At 38.2% G+C, this 23,067-nt stretch carries 21 protein-coding genes and 1 pseudogene; 15 read left to right on the top strand and 7 right to left on the bottom strand.

The genetic code is table 11. The annotated features are described in order from the left end of the window. Nucleotides 1–198: 198 nt before the first annotated feature. The 6 genes from gyrB to dnaA all read right to left on the bottom strand — a co-directional run bounded on the left by gyrB (nucleotide 199) and on the right by dnaA (nucleotide 7,637). A complete protein-coding gene (gene gyrB / locus CZ382_RS13375) occupies nucleotides 199–2,124 on the bottom strand; it encodes a DNA topoisomerase (ATP-hydrolyzing) subunit B (protein ID WP_088051707.1) in 1,926 nt (641 codons plus the stop codon). A gap of 105 nt (nucleotides 2,125–2,229) precedes the next feature. Next, entirely contained in the window at nucleotides 2,230–2,508 is a 279-nt protein-coding gene (remB, locus tag CZ382_RS13370; RefSeq protein WP_088053470.1) for an extracellular matrix regulator RemB, read from the bottom strand. 14 nt (nucleotides 2,509–2,522) lie between these two features. Next, nucleotides 2,523–3,635 carry a DNA replication/repair protein RecF gene (gene recF / locus CZ382_RS13365; protein WP_088051706.1) on the bottom strand — a complete coding sequence of 371 codons (1,113 nt, stop codon included), beginning with the start codon at nucleotides 3,633–3,635 and terminating at the stop codon, nucleotides 2,523–2,525. Between the two features lie 345 nt (nucleotides 3,636–3,980). Beyond that, a complete protein-coding gene (yaaA, locus tag CZ382_RS13360) occupies nucleotides 3,981–4,202 on the bottom strand; it encodes a S4 domain-containing protein YaaA (protein ID WP_088051705.1) in 222 nt (73 codons plus the stop codon). 262 nt (nucleotides 4,203–4,464) lie between these two features. Next, nucleotides 4,465–5,601: a DNA polymerase III subunit beta gene (gene dnaN, locus CZ382_RS13355; protein ID WP_088051704.1), complete on the bottom strand. Its 1,137-nt coding sequence runs from the start codon at nucleotides 5,599–5,601 to the stop codon at nucleotides 4,465–4,467. Between the two features lie 683 nt (nucleotides 5,602–6,284). Next, nucleotides 6,285–7,637, bottom strand: coding sequence for a chromosomal replication initiator protein DnaA (gene dnaA, locus CZ382_RS13345; protein WP_088051702.1), 1,353 nt, complete (start codon nucleotides 7,635–7,637; stop codon nucleotides 6,285–6,287). A gap of 652 nt (nucleotides 7,638–8,289) precedes the next feature. Between dnaA and rpmH the strand changes: the two genes are divergently transcribed. From rpmH to CZ382_RS13270, 14 genes and pseudogenes are all read left to right on the top strand, one after another. After that, a complete protein-coding gene (gene rpmH, locus CZ382_RS13335) occupies nucleotides 8,290–8,424 on the top strand; it encodes a 50S ribosomal protein L34 (protein WP_011067894.1) in 135 nt (44 codons plus the stop codon). Between the two features lie 126 nt (nucleotides 8,425–8,550). Continuing rightward, nucleotides 8,551–8,892 (top strand): ribonuclease P protein component, encoded by a 342-nt coding sequence (gene rnpA / locus CZ382_RS13330; RefSeq protein ID WP_088051700.1) that lies wholly within the window; start codon nucleotides 8,551–8,553, stop codon nucleotides 8,890–8,892. Between the two features lie 134 nt (nucleotides 8,893–9,026). After that, nucleotides 9,027–9,794, top strand: coding sequence for a YidC family membrane integrase SpoIIIJ (gene spoIIIJ / locus CZ382_RS13325; RefSeq protein ID WP_088051699.1), 768 nt, complete (start codon nucleotides 9,027–9,029; stop codon nucleotides 9,792–9,794). Next, the gene (gene jag, locus CZ382_RS13320; protein WP_088051698.1) at nucleotides 9,791–10,408 is read left to right on the top strand and encodes an RNA-binding cell elongation regulator Jag/EloR; all 618 of its coding nucleotides are present in this window, start codon (nucleotides 9,791–9,793) and stop codon (nucleotides 10,406–10,408) included. Before spoIIIJ ends, jag begins: the two co-directional genes overlap by 4 nt. A 107-nt stretch (nucleotides 10,409–10,515) precedes the next feature. Then, nucleotides 10,516–10,947 (top strand): annotated as a pseudogene (locus CZ382_RS13315) (SAR2788 family putative toxin); the annotation flags it as partial. A gap of 5 nt (nucleotides 10,948–10,952) precedes the next feature. Next, nucleotides 10,953–11,471, top strand: a complete 519-nt coding sequence (locus CZ382_RS13310; RefSeq protein WP_088051696.1) for a hypothetical protein — start codon at nucleotides 10,953–10,955, stop codon at nucleotides 11,469–11,471. 401 nt (nucleotides 11,472–11,872) lie between these two features. Continuing rightward, the gene (gene mnmE / locus CZ382_RS13305) at nucleotides 11,873–13,249 is read left to right on the top strand and encodes a tRNA uridine-5-carboxymethylaminomethyl(34) synthesis GTPase MnmE (protein ID WP_088051695.1); all 1,377 of its coding nucleotides are present in this window, start codon (nucleotides 11,873–11,875) and stop codon (nucleotides 13,247–13,249) included. An 84-nt stretch (nucleotides 13,250–13,333) separates the two neighbouring features. Further along, the gene (mnmG, locus tag CZ382_RS13300) at nucleotides 13,334–15,220 is read left to right on the top strand and encodes a tRNA uridine-5-carboxymethylaminomethyl(34) synthesis enzyme MnmG (RefSeq protein WP_088051694.1); all 1,887 of its coding nucleotides are present in this window, start codon (nucleotides 13,334–13,336) and stop codon (nucleotides 15,218–15,220) included. 18 nt (nucleotides 15,221–15,238) lie between these two features. Next, entirely contained in the window at nucleotides 15,239–15,955 is a 717-nt protein-coding gene (gene rsmG, locus CZ382_RS13295; RefSeq protein WP_088051693.1) for a 16S rRNA (guanine(527)-N(7))-methyltransferase RsmG, read from the top strand. Nucleotides 15,956–16,429: 474 nt separating this feature from the next. Then, nucleotides 16,430–17,287 carry a nucleoid occlusion protein gene (gene noc, locus CZ382_RS13290; RefSeq protein WP_088051692.1) on the top strand — a complete coding sequence of 286 codons (858 nt, stop codon included), beginning with the start codon at nucleotides 16,430–16,432 and terminating at the stop codon, nucleotides 17,285–17,287. Nucleotides 17,288–17,457: 170 nt separating this feature from the next. After that, a complete protein-coding gene (locus CZ382_RS13285) occupies nucleotides 17,458–18,231 on the top strand; it encodes a ParA family protein (RefSeq protein ID WP_088051691.1) in 774 nt (257 codons plus the stop codon). Then, nucleotides 18,212–19,048, top strand: coding sequence for a ParB/RepB/Spo0J family partition protein (locus tag CZ382_RS13280; protein ID WP_088051690.1), 837 nt, complete (start codon nucleotides 18,212–18,214; stop codon nucleotides 19,046–19,048). Before CZ382_RS13285 ends, CZ382_RS13280 begins: the two co-directional genes overlap by 20 nt. A gap of 83 nt (nucleotides 19,049–19,131) precedes the next feature. Beyond that, the gene (locus CZ382_RS13275) at nucleotides 19,132–20,286 is read left to right on the top strand and encodes an aminotransferase class V-fold PLP-dependent enzyme (RefSeq protein ID WP_088051689.1); all 1,155 of its coding nucleotides are present in this window, start codon (nucleotides 19,132–19,134) and stop codon (nucleotides 20,284–20,286) included. Between the two features lie 20 nt (nucleotides 20,287–20,306). Further along, on the top strand, nucleotides 20,307–21,011 hold the full coding sequence (locus CZ382_RS13270; RefSeq protein WP_088051688.1) for a DUF554 domain-containing protein: 705 nt from the start codon (nucleotides 20,307–20,309) through the stop codon (nucleotides 21,009–21,011). Nucleotides 21,012–21,315: 304 nt separating this feature from the next. Here the strand turns inward: CZ382_RS13270 and yyaC are convergent, their stop codons facing one another. Next, nucleotides 21,316–21,942, bottom strand: coding sequence for a spore protease YyaC (gene yyaC, locus CZ382_RS13265; RefSeq protein WP_088051687.1), 627 nt, complete (start codon nucleotides 21,940–21,942; stop codon nucleotides 21,316–21,318). 88 nt (nucleotides 21,943–22,030) lie between these two features. Between yyaC and CZ382_RS13260 the strand changes: the two genes are divergently transcribed. After that, nucleotides 22,031–23,053, top strand: coding sequence for a YkvI family membrane protein (locus tag CZ382_RS13260; RefSeq protein WP_088051686.1), 1,023 nt, complete (start codon nucleotides 22,031–22,033; stop codon nucleotides 23,051–23,053). The last annotated feature ends 14 nt before the right edge of the window (nucleotides 23,054–23,067 follow it).

Genomic DNA, 23,067 nt, shown 5'->3' with positions numbered 1-23,067 from the left:
ACACCTTCGCATTTTTCCAAAAATGCAGGGAGAAGAAGTCAGACTGAAATAAAACAGCTAAATAGCCAATTTATTTATCTATACTTCTCTCCAGCTATTATATAAATTCTGTAATCAAACATTCTGCTAAGAAGTTAGATTGGGAATTTAAAAATTTTCCAAATCTGACCTCCGGATTCCGACCTCTGACCTCCGCTATCATACATCAAGATTTTTAACATATTGGGCGTTTTCCTCGATAAAATTACGCCTTGGTTCGACATTATCACCCATCAAAATATCAAAAACCTGGTCAGCATCAATCGCATCTGCAAGCTCCACCTGCAATAATGTACGATTCTCCGGATCCATTGTCGTTTCCCAAAGCTGTGTCGCGTTCATTTCACCAAGACCTTTATAACGCTGTAATCCTGGTTTAGGTGTTTTCGGGATCTCTGCCAGAATACGATCCAATTCTTTATCATCGTACGCATAATGCGCCGTCTTGCCTTGCTGTATTTTATAAAGTGGCGGCTGGGCAATATAAATATAGCCATTTTCAATTAATGGACGCATATACCGGTAGAAAAACGTTAATAATAATGTTCTAATATGGGCACCATCAACATCAGCATCAGTCATAATGACAACTTTATGGTAACGGGCTTTTGTAATATCAAAGTCCTCGGCAATACCAGTTCCCAGTGCTGTAATCATCGCCCGAACTTCATTATTTGATAAAATTCTATCGAGCCTTGCCTTTTCGACGTTTAAAATTTTCCCGCGTAATGGAAGAATTGCCTGAAAGTGCCGATCACGGCCTTGTTTAGCAGACCCGCCAGCTGAATCCCCCTCAACAATATATAACTCACTAATTTCTGCATTTCGCGATGAACAGTCGGCAAGCTTACCAGGCAAATTGGAAACCTCCAGAGCACTCTTTCTTCTTGTCAACTCCCGCGCCTTTTTCGCTGCCATTCGTGCACGGGACGCCATTAACCCTTTTTCTACGACAATCTTTGCGATAGTTGGGTTTTCAAATAAAAAGGCGGAGAAGGATTCACTAAATGCCGCATCTGTTACTGTGCGAACTTCACTATTTCCAAGCTTTGTTTTCGTTTGTCCTTCGAATTGCGGATCCGGATGCTTGATCGAGACAATTGCTGTCAATCCTTCCCGAACATCATCACCTGTTAAATTCGGGTCATTTTCCTTAAACAAATTATTTTTCCGGGCATAGTCATTAATCACTCTTGTCAGCCCTGTTTTAAAGCCTGATTCATGTGTCCCGCCTTCATACGTATGGATATTATTGGCAAAAGAATAAATACTACTGGCAAATCCATCGTTATATTGAATCGCTACTTCCACAGTAATTTGCTGTTCCTCTGTTTCCGCATAGAAGGGCTCATGTAAAACTTCTTTTGTCCGGTTAATATATTCCACATAAGACTGAATACCGCCCTCATAATGATAAGTAACGGGCTCTTCATCCGTACGCTTATCTTCAAGCGAGATCCTTATTCCTTTATTTAAAAAGGCTAATTCACGTACACGTTGCTGTAATACTTCAAATTCAAATGCCGTTGTTTCTGTAAAAATATCCGGATCAGGCTTGAAATGAGTAATCGTTCCAGTAATGTCAGTTTCACCGATCACTTTAATTTCATCTTGTGGTACACCTTTTTCAAATGCGAGGAAATGAATCTTTCCCTCACGGTGAACATATACTTCTAAATTGCTCGACAAAGCATTAACAACAGAGGCACCGACACCATGGAGGCCACCAGAAACTTTATATCCGCCGCCGCCGAATTTACCACCTGCGTGAAGTACCGTCATGATAACTTCAAGTGCCGGTTTGCCTGTTTTCTTCTGAATACCAACCGGGATTCCCCGTCCATTATCTTTAACTGTAATACTATTATCCTTTTCAATAATGACCTGGATATGATCGCAATAACCTGCTAATGCTTCATCAATACTATTATCGACAATTTCCCATACAAGATGGTGCAAGCCCTTTCCACTTGTCGATCCAATATACATTCCAGGTCGCTTTCGAACTGCTTCCAAGCCTTCAAGGACTTGGATTTGATCAGCATTATAGGCTTGTTCATTTGTTACCTTGTCTTCTATTGACATTTTTTCACCCACATTTCTTCATTCAGGAGGTTTTTCCTCGCATAAATATTGTTAACATCGCGGCAGCCGAATTTTTCCCTTCAGCTAGTTCCGTTCCTTTCATCGTTACTCAAGCTCCTCTGCATAATCATCAAGTTTGCTTATCGTTGAAATCATGCTTGCGCGTTTCTTTAGTGTTGATACAGACAAGGAACTAAAATAAATATAGTCACTGGTCACCACAACTGATTTTGTATCAGCTGTATCCCCTACAACCTTTTCTTCTTTTTTTGCATGATGCATCATCTCCTCCATTACAGAAGAAGAGGTAATTACATTTCGATCAATAATGGTAATAACATCCTTCGATTGAATTACCGTATCATTGCCAATATGAATAAAAATCCTTAACACCACCTCTATGTAACTACAATCCCATCTTTAACACGGAAAAACTCAGCCTTTTTCAATGTTTCATGGTTAATTCCTTCGACATTGGTGGTGGATACAAAGGTTTGGACTTTTCCTTGAATCGTGTTTAACAAATGAGATTGCCGATAATCATCTAATTCACTAAGCACATCATCAAGTAAGAGGACGGGATATTCACCGACTTCATTGCGGATTAATTCAATTTCTGCCAATTTTATGGATAATGCGGTTGTTCGCTGCTGTCCCTGTGATCCGAATGTTTGCACATCTTTGTTATTTACCAGAAAAATCAGGTCGTCACGATGCGGACCAATTAACGTTGTCCCACGTTCGATTTCTTTTTCCTGTAATTGTTGAAATTTATCCAAGTATACAGTCTCTATTTTCTCCTTATTTGTCGCTTCTGATACTTCAATTGTTGGAGAATACCTGATCTCAAGGCTTTCCAGTCCACGGCTTATGCCATGATGAATCGGATTAGCCCAATTTCGCAACATGTCGAGGAAAACAAATCGTCTTTCCAGTAATGTTGCAGCATGTTCAATTAATTGTTCTGTTAGTACTGCTAACATGGTACGATCTTGCGTATTTCCTGGCTGCATTTGTTTTAATAAATGATTTCGTTGTTTTAATATTTTTTGGTACTGTCCTAAATGATACACATATCGAGGCTGGATTTGACCAAGCTCCATATCAATAAAGCGTCTGCGAATTTGTGGGGCACCCTTTACCAAAGTCAAATCCTCAGGGGCAAACATGACAACATTCAATGCTCCGATATAATCACTTAAACGCTGTTGTTCAATACGATTCAGCTTTGCTTTTTTCCCCTTGGCTGAAACAACTATTTCAAGTGGAAAGGTTTGATTTCGTTTTGTTATCCTGCCTTCTATTTTAGCATACTCTTGCTCCCACTGGATAAGTTCTTTCTCTCTTGGTGTTCGATGTGACCTCGTGAATGCTAAAACATAGATCGCTTCCATAAGATTTGTCTTTCCTTGTGCATTTTCACCAACAATTAAATTAATTTTATCATCAAACGCGATGTCCAGCTGATCATAATTCCGATAATTTTTTAATGTTAGTTGCTGAATATGCATAAAAAATTCCTCTTTTTTCCATAAAATATATTATTTCTTCAAATAGGCAAGAAAGTATAAAAATCCAGGTTCTATTCCGCTCATGTCAGGGTAGGCCACGTCCGGCTCCAGCGCCCAGTGGCTAGTATGCAACACCCGCCTCCGTACGACAAGTCAACATCGGTTCGGGTAAGAAGGAAGGCCGACTAAGAACGGGCTTTGCGCCCAACTCACGTCTACCCCTATGAAGGGGCATGTTTCCTTTATCTCCTACGTAGGAATGTTCGGTTAAGACCGCTGCTTTGCGCAGCAACACCGAACCACCCTGCTTGGCAGGGCGCAGCATATACGCCACTAACCGGGCGCTTACGCCTTTGTTGTCACGATATAAGAGCCACTATTTTCAACTTCAACCACATCGTTTTCATAGAGCTTGCGGCCGCGGCGGTTTTCCTTTTCACCATTTACCAAAACCCCTTGTTCCTGTAAAAATCCTTTAATCATACCGCCTGATTCAAAGATATTTGCCAGTTTTAAAAATTGGCCTAATGTAATGTAGTCCGTATGGATCTCAATTTTTTTATGCATATTCTCACCACTTTTTATTCGAGATGCAAGTACATCATTAATTTTGCCTTCTCTCTATTTTACTAAAGTTTTGACGTTAAGGAAAGGTAAGACCCTGTAATTCATTTTTATAAGTGGGCTTGTACAGGACGTGGGGGCTTTAGCAAAAGAGCCCCCTATTACTAACTCTAGAGTTTGCGACTTATCATTTGCCAATATTTTCCTTTTTTAACAGTTTGCGGCTCCTATCCGGAAGAGGATAAGAGCCGCAAACTGGGAAGTTTTAATAAGTTCTGACTGGAACGATAAGCTGCAAAATCGATTGATCATCGGTTGGGCGAATAATAAACGGCCGCATTGCCCCGGTAAACTCTATTTTTACATCATCATAATCAATGGTCTTTAACGCATCCAGCATATATTTAGCACTGAATGATATTCTCAGTTCCTCTCCTTCCAGCGATTGTACCGTGACTTCCTCGGCAACCCGCCCTATTTCCGGAGAATTACTAGTAATTTCTAAAACCTGATTACTCTTCGTCGTTAATTTTACAACATTATTCCGTTCATCTTTTGCAAGAAGTGAAGCACGGTCAATTGTATGCAAAAGATCCTTTGTATTTACGTATAAGACTGTTTTGCTTTGTTCCGGGATTAAACGGGATGTTTCCGGGTAATTACCGTCCAACAGTCGTGACAGAAAGTATAAATGCTTCGTTCGGAACAGAATTTGATTATTGGTCACATTAATTTCTACCGGTTCTTCTGTATCGGCTAAAATTTTATTGAGTTCGGTTAGGCTTTTACCCGGAACAACCACATTGGAAAATTCAATTTCCGCGTTATTTACAGGGACTTCTCTAGATGCCAGACGATGGCTGTCAGTTGCGGTAAAGCTTAAGGTATTATTTTCAAGCTTTATGTTAACACCAGTTAAAATAGGACGTGTTTCCATTGTTGATACCGCAAATACAGTTTGTCTAATTAAACTTTTAAGTATATCTGTTGGTATACTCAGACTGTTTTCCGTTTGCAATTTTGGCAGGTGTGGAAATTCCTCTGCGTCCTGGCCATTAAGATTAAATTCTGCTTTACCAGAACGAATCGTTACTTTTAAATTGGGATCAGCTTCAATTTCTACCGTTTTTTCCGGCAGCTTGCGAACAATATCGGGAAAATAGCGTGCTTGTATGACAATACTTCCTTCTTCTATGTTTTCCACATGAACGATACCAGCTTCTTCAGCGGGAATATAGGATTCAATCGAAATATCGGAATCACTTCCTGTTAACGTTATTCCATGGTGTCGTACATCAATTTTCATTCCTGTTAATATAGGAATCGCTGTTCTGGACGAGATTGCTTTCATTACATCTTGCACACTCGCAATTAATTGCTCGCGTTGAATGATAAATTTCATGAATCAAATCCTCCTAATAGGATGTAATTTATGTAGGACATTCAAAAAAGTCGGGTAAAAATGATGTATCAATCTCACTTCGTTGCTTGTTTCATCTGCCGCGAATTCCAGCGTAATGATGAAGCAGCAGACCTATGCTATTTTTACCCTTCTTTAAGAACACCCTTATATAATTATTTTTTATAAAAAAAGTAATAGTAATAATAATAGTGTCTGTGATTATGTGGATAACCAAGGTTAACAGCCGTAATTGCTAGTTATACACATGTGGATAAACTGTTGGCAATTCTGTGCTGCTATACACACTATTCACATGTTTGTAAAAGGACCTGCAGCTTAACCATTAAAATTTTCATTGATGGGTAAGAAAGTATAAGAAACAGGTACTATTCCGCTCATGTCAGGGTAGGCCGCGTCCGGCTCCAGCGCTAAAGCTGTAGTGGACAACACCGCCTCCGTACGATAAGTCAACATCGGTTCGGGTAAGAAGGATGGCCGACTAAGTACGGGCTTTGCGCCCAACTCACGTCTACCCCTATGAAGGGGCATGTTTCCTTTATCTCCTACGTAGGAATGTTCGGTTAAAACCGCCGCTCCCGGCGGCAACACCGAACCACCCTGCTTGGCAGGGCGAGAGTCCTCTAGTCGCTAAACGGGCGCCTTGCGCTTTTGTTCATGGATAATTAAAATGACTTTAGCTGCTCTTTTATTTGTTCAATTTCCCGATCAAGCAATGTATCGTTTTCCAGCAGTTTTGCTATTTTTTCGTGGGCATGGATAACGGTTGTATGATCGCGTCCCCCAAATTCTTCGCCAATTTTCGGTAAGGAAAAATCGGTCAATTCCCTGGAAAGGTACATGGCAATTTGCCGTGGAAAGGCGATCTGCTTTGTTCGCTTTTTGGCAGCGAAATCCTCCAATTTGATATTATATTTTTCCCCCACAACCTGTTGAATTTTATCGATCGTGATAATTTTCGGTTTACTGCTTGGAATGATATCCTTTAAAGCATCGGCTGCAAGTGATGCGTCAATATCCTGGTTAACCAGTGATGAATAGGCGACAACACGAATTAATGCCCCTTCAAGCTCACGGATATTCGTATCAATTTGATTGGCAATGTAGTTCATGACTTCGTTTGGAATATCAAGGCCTTCCGCTTTTGCCTTTTTATTCAAAATTGCAATTCTCGTCTCTAAATCCGGCGGTGTAATGTCTGTGATCAGTCCCCACTCAAAGCGTGAACGTAAACGATCTTCGAGTGTTGGAATTTCTTTAGGTGGACGGTCACTTGAAATAATAATTTGTTTGCTCTCCTCGTGTAATGCATTAAAAGTATGGAAAAATTCCTCTTGTGTAGATTCCTTTCCAGCGATAAATTGAATATCATCAATCAGCAGCACATCTACGTTCCGGTATTTATTACGAAAATTATTTGATTTGTTATCCATAATGGCAGTAATAAATTCATTCGTAAATTTTTCAGAAGTTATATAAACGACATTGGCGTTTTGGTTATGTTCACGTACATAGTGACCGATTGCGTGCATTAAATGGGTTTTACCGAGTCCGACACCGCCATAGATAAATAGTGGATTATATGCATTTGCTGGTTGTTCTGCAACTGCCAGTGATGCTGCATGGGCAAACCGATTTCCAGAACCAATGACAAACGTATCAAACACATAATTTGGATTCAGCATTGTTTTTGCAACATCCTGCCCCTGGTTATCTTTTGTATTTGCGACCGTTTTAGGTGCGGTATTCATTTCAGCTGTATCGGGATTTGTTTCGGGAATTATAAATTTTACTTGCAGCCTTGACCCGGTAACGTCGTATAACGCGTTGGAAATCAAGTTTGTGTATTTACTTTCCAGCCAATCCTTTGAAAATTCATTGAGCGCAGAAATAGTTAATGTATCGTCCTTAAATGAGTAGGCTTTGGTATTTTTTAGCCATGTTTCATAACTTGGTTTACTGATTTGTTCTTCGATTACCTCGAGTGTAGCCATCCACAGTTCATCGATGTTTTCCAAGCCGGTTTCACTCCTTTCAGAAAAAGTAATGATAGAAAAAGCCTCTCTCAATCTCCCAGGTTATGAAAAATGAAGATGGAAAGGCATTTTTACGTAAAAAAATCAGCTTACTATTACAAGTTGAATGGTATATGGTAAGCGTAAAAATTATCTATTATATTATGTGGATAATAAAGTATTGTTATATTTAGTTGTAACAGAAATTATCTACAATATCCACTTGTTTGTTGATAAGTGGATTAACAGAGGTGTGAACAACTATCCACAGGTTATACACAGTTTGTGGATAGATGAAACGCCAATTTGGTTTTTCCACATGTTAAAACACAAATATAATACCAAAAAAAAAGCTTATGTGCAACGGTTTTTCGACAGTTATCCACAAAAACTACCTGTTGTAGATATTTTTTATCCACACTACTATATTTTGTGATTTACTTGTCGATATGTGTTGTGGATAGAAAAAATTCGCCGAAAAAATTTAAACATGGTGCTGTGGATAAAAAAATCTTTGACCAGTTGCTTTCTGGAAAAAAATCAGCAAGTGTTTTTCCGGTTGACAGATATCGCTTGTTTTACGTATAATTAGTGAGACTGTCTGTAGGATATGTTTAAAGTTGTATTTTTAATTCCCTTGGGAGGTGCATGATAGATGAAAAGAACGTTTCAACCAAATAACCGTAAACGTAAAAAAGTACACGGCTTCCGCGCGCGTATGAGCACTAAAAATGGACGTAATGTTTTAGCTCGCCGTCGTCGTAAAGGAAGAAAAGTGTTATCAGCATAGACCACTGAAAAGAGTCAGTGGTCTTTTTTCCACTTTGTCGTAATAAATTTTTTTCCAAATAGATGTAACAGCATAAAATCAGCTGTATTATAGTCATGAATTGTTTCGTTCGTAAAGGTGATAGATATGAAAAAGGCATTTCGAATTAAAGCTAATAAAGAATTTCAGCATGTATTTAAGAAGGGGAAATCGTTTGCCAACCGCCAGCTTGTTATCTATTATTTACAGAAACAGGATCAGCATCATTTCCGGATTGGCCTATCAGTAGGGAAAAAAATAGGAAATGCCGTAACGAGAAACCGGATTAAACGATATTTGCGTCAGGCTTTTCATGAATTAGAGGAAAAAGTAAACACTGATTATGATATTGTTATTATTGCCAGACAGCCAACAAAGGAAATGGACTTTCATCAAATAAAGAAAAGTTTGGTTCATCTATTAGCAAAAGAACGATTGTTGAAAAAATAATGACTTAATTACGTTTTATATAGAATCTTATATTAATTTAATGATAAACTAATGAATAAGCTATATACATAGGTTTTTCTTGTCCAGCTACAACACGGCTATACGTTGTAGCATGAAAGTTAGGAGGAAATATTGTGCGTAAAAAGATTTTGTTGCTTGCAACCTTCATAGGATTGCTGGCATTGCTTTCTGGATGTACAAGTGTAAACGAGCCAATTACACCAGAGAGTGAAGGATTTTGGAATAAATATTTCGTATACCCGATGTCACAGTTAATTACTTATTTTGCTAATTTGTTTGACGGTAACTATGGTTTAGCGATTGTAATCGTGACCATTATTATTCGACTAGTACTGTTACCTTTAAATGTAAAACAGTTAAAGAGTTCCAAAGCAATGCAGGATATTCAGCCACAGTTAAAGGAATTACAAAAGAAATACAGTTCAAAAGATGCAAATACACAGCAAAAACTACAGCAGGAAACGATGGCATTATTCCAGAAGCATGGCGTAAATCCACTCGCTGGTTGTTTACCGATTTTTGTCCAAATGCCGGTTTTAATTGCAATTTATCATGCCATTATGCGTACGGAGGCAATTAAGGATCATGGTTTCTTATGGGTTCAATTAGGTGCACCAGATCCATACTATATTTTACCATTAATTGCTGGTGGTGCTACATTCCTGCAGCAAAAGCTAATGATGGCAGGCAGTCCGGCTGCTCAAAACCCGCAAATGATGGTGATGCTTTATGTTATGCCGATCATGATCACCGTATTTGCTCTGTTCTTCCCATCCGCATTGGCACTCTACTGGGTAGTTGGTAACATCTTTATGGTGGCACAGACGGTATTTATCCGTAAACCAATGATGAATAATAGTAATGGAGGAGACAAAAAGTGAGAGAAATAACTGCTAGTGGACAAACAGTTGATGATGCGGTCCAATCAGCATTAGAGCAGTTAAACACGACAAGGGACCACGTTGAAACAGTCATTATTGATGAAGGAAAAAAAGGACTTCTTGGTGTCTTCGGATCGAAACGGGCGGTCGTAAAAGTAACCATGAAAAAGAATCAGGTTGAACAAGCAGAACGTTTCTTAAAAGAAGTTACGAAACATATGAACGTACCTGTTGAAGTAACGACAACAGTAGACGGGAACCATGTTACCTATAATTTAACAGGTGAAAAAATAGCAATGCTGATCGGAAAACGTGGACAAACGTTAAATGCATTGCAATATTTAGTACATCTGGCATTAAATAAAGAAGGGACCCAATTTTACACAGTTACAGTGGATGCGGAAGGCTATCGTGCACGTAGGAAAGAGACCTTACAGTCATTGGCGGAAAAAATGGCTGAAAAAGCAGTGCGTCTAAATAAAAATGTTGCCCTTGAGCCAATGCCTGCATTTGAACGGAAGATTATTCATAGCGCATTACAAAATAATGGAAGCATTTCCACATATTCTGATGGGGTCGAGCCGCACAGGCATATTGTTATTAAGCCATCTTAGAAAAGCATTTTGTCGAATCAACGCAATTATAATATAATAAAATAGCTTTTATAATTTGCCTCCCGCTTTGATTATAGTGAATCAAAGCGGTTTTTTTATGACTTTAGTCAGATGAAGAGAACTTTAAGGCAGTTTTCATTGATAGGGATTCTGGGGAAGAGTATATTTATGATACTACAGAATTAAAAGCATCTGTTTGGCCAGTAATTGGTGTAATTGTTGGATTTATTGCAAAACAAGGTTTGAAGCAAGCAATTAAAAAATGGTCTAAATCAATTGTAGGTTCAATGATTAGAGCTACACCAGCAGTTGCTAAAGCTGCAGCAAAAGATTTAGGGTATTCTGCTACAAAATATATTTCACATGGACAAAAAGTGTTTAAACGTGGTAAAAAAGGTAAAGGTCCAAAATATATAACAGTAGACAAGGATGGACATAACGGTGGAGTTTGGAAAGGTGCTAGTACAGTTAAAAAATTAGGGAGTAAAAAAACTAGATCAGGCACTTATGATGCCGAATTAAAAAGAATTGGAGATTGAGTGACTTGGTAAAGTTAGATAAATTAAATATCGAGTTCGATTGTTATAAGGAAACACCTTATTTTCAAGTAAACTCAAAACAAAGAATTAGATTCGGTATGGAAGACTTAAATATTACTTTAATAAAAAAGATTATTGAAGATGTATTTAACGAAAAAGAAAATATAAGTGTTATATTTGTATCAGAATATATCGTTAATAATAAACGTTTCTCTTCAAAATCTAAAATTGGGAAAATTATAGATATAAAAAAATGGCATGAAAACATTGTTATTGATGAGGTTAGTGGTGAAGGAGCTGTGTACGTTACTATAAAAAATTTAGAAAGGTACGATATAATAAAGTATTGTTCTAAAATTTTCAAAGGTCATAATGAAGCATATATTAGTTTTTTTACTGACGAGTCCTTGGTGTACGTTAGTAGTGACGTTATTGACATTATTTCTAACAATGTTAATAAAATTACTTCATTAAAAGAAAACTACTCTGAAAAATATAATAAATACTACGATAATAACATTTGATAAAACTCATACATGAATTAATCGTTGATTTTTTCTAAAGGTGTAATGTATTGTTTTTGTGAATTTAGTATTTTGTTAACTGTTGAATTACCAATTAACAGACTAGCGAAAACTTACGAATTAATATAGAAAAGAGGCGCTTAACATTTTATAAGTGCCTCTTTAGTTTATCCTGAAATTCTGATGCCCACCATTTTTACATAAGTTTTCCAATCTGTTGACGATCTGAAAACCAATAAAGTTATTCACATGTGGACAAGACAATAAAGGATATTATAAAATTTTCCGTTGTGGATAAGTTTATTTTTGGGCATAATTGTGATATTCTATTAAGTTAGTGATGCTAAAATAAAATTTTTAATTATAGATGAAAAATGAGGTAATGATGGAGGTGAAAAGAGATGGAGAGAGATACAATTGCAGCAATTTCAACACCGATTGGGGAAGGCGCGATTTCGATAGTGAGACTAAGCGGGCCAAAAGCAATTGCGATAACGAATGAGTTATTCAGTAAAAAAGACTTGGAACAGGTTGAATCACATACGATCCATTATGGAAAAATTATTGACCCGGAAACAGGTGATATCGCTGAAGAAGTTATGGTATCAGTAATGCGGGCACCAAAAACATTTACGCGGGAAGATGTTGTTGAAATTAACTGCCATGGTGGGATGGTATCAGTAAATCGTGTATTGGAAATCATTCTTAGTAAAAATGCTCGTCTGGCGGAGCCTGGAGAATTTACAAAACGGGCATTTCTGAATGGACGGATTGATTTATCACAGGCTGAAGCGGTAATGGATCTGATTCGAGCGAAGACAGACAAAGCGATGTCTGTTGCATTAAAACAGATGGATGGACGTTTGTCAGGTCTGATAAAGCGGTTAAGACAAGAATTGCTGGAAACAGTAGCGCATGTTGAAGTGAATATTGATTATCCGGAATATGATGATGTAGAAGAAATGTCCCATCAAATGATGCGTGAAAAGACCCAAAAAGTGCATGATGAAATTGAGCGGCTCTTACAAGTTGCTAAACAGGGTAAAATTTTACGTGAAGGCCTGGCAACAGCAATTATCGGCCGCCCGAATGTAGGAAAATCATCACTGATGAATGCACTGGTTCAGGAAAATAAAGCAATCGTTACCGAAGTAGCTGGTACGACCCGTGATATCATTGAGGAATATGTTAATGTACGTGGTGTTCCATTAAAATTGGTTGATACAGCAGGAATCCGTGAAACAGAGGATATTGTTGAAAAAATTGGTGTAGAACGGTCACGAAAGGTATTAAAAGAATCGGATCTTATTTTACTTGTTTTAAATTATAATGAGGAACTAATGGAAGAGGATAAAAAACTGTTTGAAGCAATTCAAGGCTTGGAATATATTGTGATTGTTAATAAAACAGATTTACCGCAAAAGCTGGACATGGATGAGGTAAATCACCTTGCAGCCGGCAGTCCGGTTATAACAGCAGCGTTAATCAAAGAAGCTGGAATTGATGAATTAGAAGCGGCAATTGCGCAAACATTTTTTGCCGGGGAAATAGACACTGGCGATGTAACTTATGTTTCAAATGTACGGCATATCCAGCTGCTTAAACAGGCAAAACAAGCGTTGGAAGATGCGATGCAAGGTTTGGAAATAGCGATGCCTTTAGATATCGTGCAAATAGATGTAACAAGAACATGGGAGTTATTAGGAGAAATAATTGGGGATACTGCTAGTGACAGTTTAATTGATCAGTTATTTTCTCAATTTTGTTTAGGAAAGTAAATTTGAAATCTAATTCATCTGGCATTGGTTAGTGAAATAAAATTTGGATGTCAGATTTAATCATAAAGGAAAGGATGAACAATTATGGTATATGATGCAGGACATTACGATACAATCGTCATCGGTGCCGGTCATGCCGGGTGTGAAGCTGGTATCGCTGCTGCCAGAATGGGTGCGAAGACATTAATGCTGACCCTTAATTTGGATATGATTGCCTTTATGCCGTGTAACCCATCACTTGGTGGACCGGCAAAAGGAATTGTGGTGCGAGAAATTGACGCCCTAGGCGGTGTCATGGCAAAAGTAATCGATAAAACGTATATTCAAATGCGTATGTTAAATACAGGAAAAGGTCCGGCTGTAAGGGCATTACGTGCACAGGCCGATAAACCGTTATATATTCGGGAAATGAAAAAGACATTAGAAAATGAGGAAAATTTAACGATCCGTCAAGGAATGGTGGACCGCTTAATTATAGAAGATGGTGTATGTAAAGGAGTATTGACCGAAACGAAGGCTGCTTATCATGCAGAAACCGTTATTATAACCACTGGTACGTTTATGCGTGGAAAAGTACTGATGGGTGATCTGGAATATGAAAGCGGCCCAAACAACCAGCGCCCGTCCATCAAGCTTTCAGAGCATTTAGAGGAACTGGGATTTGAGATCACAAGATTTAAAACTGGAACACCACCGCGTGTGAATAGCCATACAATCGATTATTCGAAAACAGAAATTCAACCTGGTGATGAAAAGCTGCAAGGATTTTCCTATGAAACGACAGAATATATTACCGATCAAATCCCTTGCTGGTTAACATATACAAATGAATTCACCCATCAGGTTATTAATGATAATCTGAGTCTTTCCGCCATGTATTCCGGAGCAAAACGTGGTACAGGGCCACGTTACTGCCCATCGATTGAAGATAAGATTGTCCGTTTTAATGATAAGTCGCGTCATCAGGTTTTCCTGGAGCCTGAAGGACGGGAAACAGAGGAAGTATATGTGCAAGGTTTGTCGACCTCATTGCCGGAATCTGTTCAGCATGAAATGGTTCGATCTGTACCGGGGCTTGAAAATGCTGAAATTATGCGTGCCGGATATGCGATTGAATATGACGCTATCGTTCCAACACAGCTTTGGCCAACACTTGAAACGAAAAAAATTCCTGGCCTGTTCACGGCTGGACAAATCAATGGGACATCTGGTTATGAAGAAGCGGCCGCACAAGGTTTGATGGCAGGAATTAATGCAGCGGCCAAGGTACTGGGCAAGGATCCGTTAATTTTAGACCGTTCACAAGCGTATATTGGCGTGTTGATTGATGACCTTGTGACAAAAGGGACAAAAGAGCCCTATCGCTTGTTAACATCCCGCGCTGAATATCGTCTGTTATTACGCCACGATAATGCCGATTTAAGGTTAACGGAAACAGGCTATAAACTTGGATTAATTACCAAGGAACGATATGAGAAATATGTCGAGAAAAATCGGTTAGTGGAGCAGGAAAAAAATCGTTTAAGAAAAATAATCATTAAACCTGAAGAAAATGTGCAAGCTTTGTTGAAAGATGTAAATGCTACACCACTGAAAGAAGCTGTAAAAGCATCTGATTTACTAAAACGGCCGGAAATAACGTATGGGATGATAGAACGTGTCATAGAACCGGATAATACGCTGCCATCAGATGTGAAGGAACAGGTAGGAATTCAAATCATGTATGAGGGCTATATTAAAAAGGCAAATGAACAAGTAGAACGTATGCTTAAAATGGAAGATAAAAAAATTCCGGAAAATCTTGACTATGATGACGTGAATGGGATTGCTACGGAAGCAAGACAAAAACTAAAAAAGGTACGTCCACTTTCCGTTGGTCAAGCTTCCAGAATTTCCGGTGTCAACCCATCCGACGTGTCTATTTTACTCATTTATATTGAGCAGGGTAAAATAGCCCGGGTAGCTAATTAAATACAAGGAGACCCCATTATGAATCCAGAACAATTTGTTACAGAATTACAAAAAAAAGGTATTGAACTTAATAAAGCGCAAATCAATCAATTTTCCGTTTATTTCAAGATCTTAGTTGAATGGAATGAAAAAATTAACTTAACGGCGTTAACATCTGAACAGGATGTCTATTTAAAGCATTTTTTTGATTCCATTTCTGCTGCCTTTTACGAGGACTTTACAGAGGAACTGCATATTTGTGATGTGGGTGCTGGTGCTGGATTCCCAAGCATCCCACTCAAAATATGTTTTCCAGCATTAAAGGTGACAATTATCGATTCATTACAAAAGCGGATTGGGTTTCTTAACCATTTGGCAACAGAACTTGATCTAACAGACGTTGCATTCTACCATGATCGCGCTGAAAATGTTGGGAAAAACGCAAAATTCAGGGAGGCCTTTGATATTGTAATGGCACGAGCTGTGGCTAGAATGTCAGTTTTAAGTGAATTATGTTTACCGTTATGCAAAAAAAGCGGCGTATTTATCGCGATGAAGGGTTCACAAGCGAATGAGGAATTAAGTGATGCCGAGACAGCCATTGAGCTGTTGGGTGGACATACGAAAAAGGTACATACATTTTCGCTGCCGGAAGAAAACAGCGAGCGATCGATTGTGATAATTGATAAAAAACGAAAAACACCTTCCAAGTATCCCAGAAAAGCAGGGGTGCCAAATAAAAAACCGTTGTCCTAATTTGTATTGGAACTGATAATGCGAGTTCAAAAGTGGCTGCTTATCATTTGCTGACCTTTTGAACATCCCTGATAATAAATTTTTAGCTCCCCCATACTTTTCTAGTCCTATCTATGGTAGAATATGATCAGGAATAGTAATAGTTTACAAGTGCGGTGAATTTACAATATGTTAGCGCATTATTATTTTCTTTTTTATTATATTAAATTTCTCTACACTATTGCTAAAAATGTTTCACGTGAAACATTTCTATAGTTTTGCCGCTTTGTATTTAATTTGTGTTTAAGAAGACGATAAAAAGGAATGAGGTCGGTTAAATTTGAAATGTTCTGTTGTAATGCTGACTCTAGAACGTCCTGTACATCGAAGTTCGAGGCAAAGTGACAAGCCAGCTGGAATCATTGATGTCCTTTTTACCGGACTTTTTGAACATCTTCTATCAGTAAAGTTTTAGACTAAAGGTGGTGTCTGATAATGTTGCAGCCTTTTAACCGTATCTTTGGGTTGGGAGAAAAAACAGATCCGGAAACAGGGGAAGAGACGTATCAACCGGATGAAGTAATTCAAATCCCGGTTAAAAATATAGAACCAAACCGATTTCAACCCAGATCCATATTTAATGAAGAAAAAATAAAGGAATTAGCGCAAACGATACATACACATGGAATGATCCAGCCGATTGTTGTCAGAAAGATAGATGATGAATCCTATGAACTGATTGCTGGTGAACGACGATGGCGTGCTGTTCAATTATTGGAATGGGAAAAGGCACCTGTTATCATTCGGGAAATGACGGATGCAGAAACAGCTTCTGTTGCATTGATTGAGAACTTGCAGCGTGAAGAACTGACAGTAATTGAGGAAGCCTCCGCATATGCAAAACTATTGGAGCTTCACTCATTAACTCAAGAGGCTTTGGCACAACGGTTAGGGAAAAACCAATCGACAATTGCAAACAAATTACGATTGTTAAAATTGCCGGAAAGTGTACAGTACGCTTTGTTGGAGAAAACGATAACGGAACGGCATGCAAGAGCATTAATTAAGCTTAAGGAACCCGAAAAACAGGAGAAAATTTTACAGGAAATTTTAGAAAAAGATTTAAATGTGAAACAGACAGAAGAACGAATTACTAAACTTGAGGACACGAAAGAAGATAAGAAAAAGAAGCGTCCAAAATTAAAAGGTGTAAATAAGGATATCCGAATTGCCATGAACACCATTCGTCAGTCATTAAATATGGTCTCCGACACAGGTATCAATGTGGAAACAGATGAAAAGGATTTGGATGAATACTATCAGATCACAATTAAGATCCCGAAAAAGAAATAAAGGATGTATAAAAAAATACTTAATCTACCCATCTATTTTTGATGGGTATTTTAGGTTATTTTTTTGCAGCCTCCTAAATTACTTTTTGCTAACAAAGTAAAAAAATTAGTTCTTTCTATTAAAAAGATGATAAAATGAAAAGTATAGAGTTTTTTTAGGTGGGTGACAACATGGGTAAAATAATCGCCATAGCAAATCAAAAGGGTGGCGTTGGAAAAACAACATCATCGGTCAACTTAAGTGCTTGTCTGGCGTATTTGGATAAAAAAGTATTGCTTGTTGACATTGACCCACAAGGTAATGCTACAAGTGGAGTCGGAATTAATAAAGCTGACATGGATCAATGTGTTTACAATGTACTTGTTGAGGATTTACCTGCCGAGGAAGTTTGTGTTGCTACTAATGTTGAAAACATGGACATTATACCTGCTACCATTCAGCTGGCAGGGGCAGAAATTGAATTGGTACCAACGATATCACGTGAAATTCGTTTAAAGAAAGCATTAGATAGTCTTAAAGATAAGTATGATTATATTATTATCGACTGTCCGCCATCATTAGGACTATTAACGATCAATGCACTGACTTCTTCTGATACGGTATTGATTCCTGTGCAATGTGAATATTATGCACTTGAGGGACTTAGTCAACTGTTGAATACAATTCGTTTGGTACAAAAACACTTGAATAAACAGTTAATGATTGAAGGCGTACTGCTAACAATGCTGGATGCACGGACAAACCTGGGTATTCAAGTTATCGAAGAGGTGAAAAAGTATTTCCAGGATAAAGTTTATAAATCTGTCATTCCAAGGAATATCCGTCTAGGCGAAGCTCCTAGTCACGGTCAACCGATCATTACGTATGATCCAAAGTCAAGAGGTGCTGAAGTATATCTTGAATTAGCGAAGGAAGTGATGAATAGTGGCGAGAGGGTTAGGTAAAGGTATTAATGCATTTTTCCCTGAGATAGAGGAAAAGGATGAAGCCAACATTCAAAAAGTCTCGATTAATGAATGCAGACCAAATCCTTATCAACCTAGAAAGACATTTCATGCAGATGCGATTGAGGAATTAAAGGAATCTATTCTTCAATATGGTATTATTCAGCCGCTAATTGTTCGGGAAAGCATTAAAGGGTACGAAATTGTTGTTGGCGAACGACGGTTTAGAGCAGCAAAGGAAGCAGGATTAGAAACGATTCCTGTTATTGTTAAGGAATTAACCGATGAAAAAATGATGGAGCTTGCCTTGCTGGAAAATTTGCAGCGTGAAGATTTAACACCAATTGAGGAAGCGCATGCTTACGCTAATTTAATGAATGAATTACACATAACTCAGGAGGTTTTATCACAACGACTAGGGAAAAGCAGATCCCATATAGCCAATATTGTTCGATTGCTGTCATTACCAGATCAAGTTATTGCTTACATTAATAATGGCGAGCTTTCGATGGGGCATGGTCGAGCTTTATTGGGCTTGAAGGATAAAAGTAAACTTATTCCATTCGTAAATAAAATTCGCAAAGAAAAATTGAATGTCCGGCAAGTGGAACAACTAATTGTTCAATTAAATAAACAGCCGGGCAGGAAAAAGGAAAAGCCGAAAAAAGATATTTTTATACTGGAACGAGAATCTATGTTACGCGATAGATTTGGTACATCCGTTAAGATTCAACGAGGCAAACGAAAAGGGAAAATAGAAATTGAATTTTATTCGGATGAAGATTTAGAGAGAATTATCGAATCACTGGAAGATTAATTTAAATAACTGGAAGACTGACTAAGTACTAGAATGGCTAACGTCAGTCTTTTTTCTATCACTAATGTAAGGGGGAAACGGACATGATATATTTTGATCAGGCTGCATCATCCTTTCCAAAACCACCAGAAGTAATCGAGGCAATGGTAAAAGTTATGAATGAATTTGGGGCGAACCCTGGGAGGGGAGGACATGTACTAGCAAGAAGAGCTGCCAAAGTAATCAGTCAAACACGGATAAAAGCAGCTGAATTATTTGGCTGCAGCAATCCGAAAAAAACACTTTTCTATCCGAATGCTACAGTAGCACTAAATCAGGCAATAAAGGGATTGCCATGGCAAAAAGGCGATCATATTATTTCAACTTCATTCGAGCATAATTCTATCCGCCGACCGCTTGAGTACATAAAAAACAAATATGGTGTCAGCGTTACGTATATTGAATGGAAAGGGAATGAAACTGCTTTTATTCAAGATATTGCAAATGCAGTACAACCGGAGACGAAATTAGTCGCCATGACACATGCGTCCAATGTTACAGGAACATTAATGCCGCTTGATAAAATTATCGAATTGGCAAAACGACATCGTCTATTAACATTAGTTGATGCTTCACAAACAGCTGGGCATCTGACAATAAATATGAAACAGCAGGGAATAGATATGCTTGCTTTTCCAGGGCATAAAGGATTGTTAGGACCACAGGGGATCGGCATGCTGCTTGTTGAAAGTGACATGGATTTAGAACCTATTCATCATGGCGGAACAGGCAGCTTTTCCGAAAACCCAAATCAGCCTGATCAGTGGCCGGAGCGATTGGAGAGTGGTACATTAAATACGCCGGGGATAGCCGGACTTTATGCAGCTTTTTGTGTCTATGAGCAAAGGAAAAATGAAAATGTTCCACGTGAAACATTGCTGACAAAACAGTTGTATCGAGGATTGCAAGAAATTCCCGAAGTTAAGTGCTATGGTCCGAATGAAGGTGAGCAACGAATGCCGATAGTAGCCTTTAATATTATGAACGTAGATTCACAAGAAATTGCGATGATTCTTGATTCACATTATGATATTGCTGTGCGGGCGGGCTTACATTGCAGTCCGCTAACCCATGAAATGTTAAAAACAACAGACCAGGGGTTAGTAAGAGCAAGTCTCGGTATTTACAATACAGAAGAAGAAGTAAAGGCGTTTCTTCAGGCAATAACGGAAATAACAGCGGCTTATAATGAAACTTAATTACAATTGGAGATGTAGCAATGGCTTTATTTGGAACAATAGTAAATGGTATATGTATCATTGCAGGAAGTTTAATTGGTCTGTTTTTCACAAAGATACCGGAACGTTATAAAGAAACAGTTATGCATGGAATAGGACTTGCTGTTATTTTAATTGGTTTGCAAATGGCCTTACAGGTGGATAATATTGTGATTGTCTTATTAAGTCTATTAAGTGGTGCAATAATTGGAGAGTTTATTCATGTTGAAGAAGGTCTGAATCGTTTAGGTGGATGGATTGGCAGCAAGTTTACGACAAAAGATGACAATTTTAGTGTGGCACAGGGCTTTGTCACAGCATCGCTTATTTTTGTCATTGGGGCAATGTCGGTAATTGGCGCGCTAGACAGTGGAATAAGAGGGGATCATGAAATATTAATCACAAAGGGCATCATTGATGGATTTGTGGCACTTGTGTTAACAACAACATTAGGATTTGGAGTTATTTTTTCCGTGTTGCCTGTCGTTATTTATCAAGGTTCGATTGCACTCCTGGCAACCCAAATAGAAAATTGGCTGCCGAAGCCGTTTTTAGATGGCTTTATTACTGAGCTTACAGCAGTAGGCGGATTGATGATTGTTGCTATTGGCTTAAATTTATTAAAATTAACCAGTATTCGAATTGGAAATTTGTTGCCTTCCATCATAACGGTGGGTTTAGTTTATTATATTTATCAGCTTTTTTAAGTTTTCAAAAAGATGTTCAAAAAGACTGTCGCAAACTGTAAGATCGTATTGTTTGCGACAGTCTTTTTGTTTTAAGTAAAGAAGTATAAAAATTTAGGCTCTATTCTGCTTACGTCAGAGTTGGCCATGTCCAGCTCCAGCGCCCAGCAACTAGCAAACTTCACACTCCTTCACTACGATAAGTCAACATCGGTTCGCTTCCAGCTCACCGTGTTTCCTTTATCTCATTGCGGAGTGCTCCAGTTTGTACGTTGCTAAACGGGCGCTTACGCTTTTCTAATCCAAGAAAAAATGTATATTGATCCTATATATCAGCGGTTGATGGTGCAATATTTCTAGGGGAAATAACCGCTGGAAGTGTTTGGCCGTATGTTAACCGTTGATCGATCTGGTCTAATATGGCAGCAATTTTTTTGGCCATTTCTACGACAATTGATAATCTGGTATTTTGCAATATCGAATATTCCATGAATCCACTAATATTTACAACACCAGTGATATGAATATCCCCTATCGGCGGCAGCGGTTTATTTAATGCGGCACCGGGTTTTATTGACCCGATTCCGGTAATAAGGGAACCAACCGAATTGCTTTTCCCTAAACAGGCATCAACCGCAATGATAAATGGTTTATGGTGTTTTCGTTTAATAAGCTGTACATAGCTTGCCAAATTGGTAGCGTGAACTGGTTCATTTAATGTTCCATAGACACTCATATGTTTTGGTTTTAATTCTGTAAAAAAGGTACCGATTAACGGGCCAAGCGCATCACCAGTCGAACGATCTGTACCGATACAAACAACGACATACTCCTGCGGGATTGCCGGAAGCCATGAGATAAGTTTTTCACACATTATTTCGAGCAGGTCGGGATCTGTATAGGCCATCTTGAAAACTTCATTTTTTACTGTAAAACGCTTTTTTAGATTCATAGCTTATCCTCCACAAACATATTGGTATTAGTATACGGATTTAAAGAATGAAGTATACATATATACTACAATTATTGGAGGAAATGAAATGCTCAGAGCTGGTCTGAAGTGGATGTTTTTGATTATTGGAACAACGATTGGTGCCGGATATGCTTCGGGAAGGGAATTATGGCAGTTTTTTGGTCATGAAAGCGGACTGGCTATTCTTTTGTTTGCGGTATTTTTTACTATCTCAATATATGTGATCTTAAATTTAAGCTTTCAGCGAAAGTCTACCGATTATTTGCCAATACTCCGTGATATTGTTGGCAGGAAGCTAACGGGAGTTTACGATATCATGATTTTTCTTTATTTGTGTACGACAACAGTTGTCATGATCGCCGGCAGTGGTGCGACCGGACAAGCATTTAATTTCTCATATTGGTGGGGAGTCTTTTTCATTGTTATTGTCCTTATTCTGTTATTCTTAAAAGATATCAATGGAATTTTATCGATAAACCAGCTTATTTTACCGTTATTACTAGGTGGCTTGTTATATATTTTGCTTTTGTTTACATTTGATCAGGAGCTTTCCCTTTTTGCCCATTGGCATGAACAACGGAACTGGACGGCTGCTTTTCCATTTACGGCCTTGAATATTTTGCCGTTGATCGCTGTGCTTGGAGCAATTGGAAATAAAATCCATTCAAAGGGAGAGATTTGGATCGCCTGTATAGGAAGTGGAGCGATTTTAGGAGTCATTTCTTATGTGTATAACAATAGTTTAATTCAGATTGCCGATGAGCTGCTTTTATATGAAATTCCATTGTTTGCGATTCTGAAACACTATCCATTTGCAATGCTCGTTTTTATGTCGATTCTTCTCTGGTTTGCTATCTTTACAACGGCTGCTGCAGGGATAATGGGAATTGTAACCAGATTAAAGAAATACGTGAATATACCATTATGGTTACTGGTTATGGTGATCCTGCTTATTATGGTTCCTTTAACTACATTGGGCTTTTCCACACTGATCACGTATATTTATCCAATTTATGGCTTACTTAACTTGTATGTATTGACACGCCTGCTTTTATACCCCATTTGGAATAAAATGGATAAAAGGGTGTGATGTAACTTGTTCAT

Source organism: Virgibacillus dakarensis (assembly GCF_900155625.1).
In the GTDB taxonomy this organism is placed as follows: domain Bacteria; phylum Bacillota; class Bacilli; order Bacillales; family Amphibacillaceae; genus Lentibacillus_C; species Lentibacillus_C populi.
The sequence above is the reverse complement of the archived record's forward strand: the minus strand, read 5'-3'. Positions and strand labels throughout refer to the sequence as shown.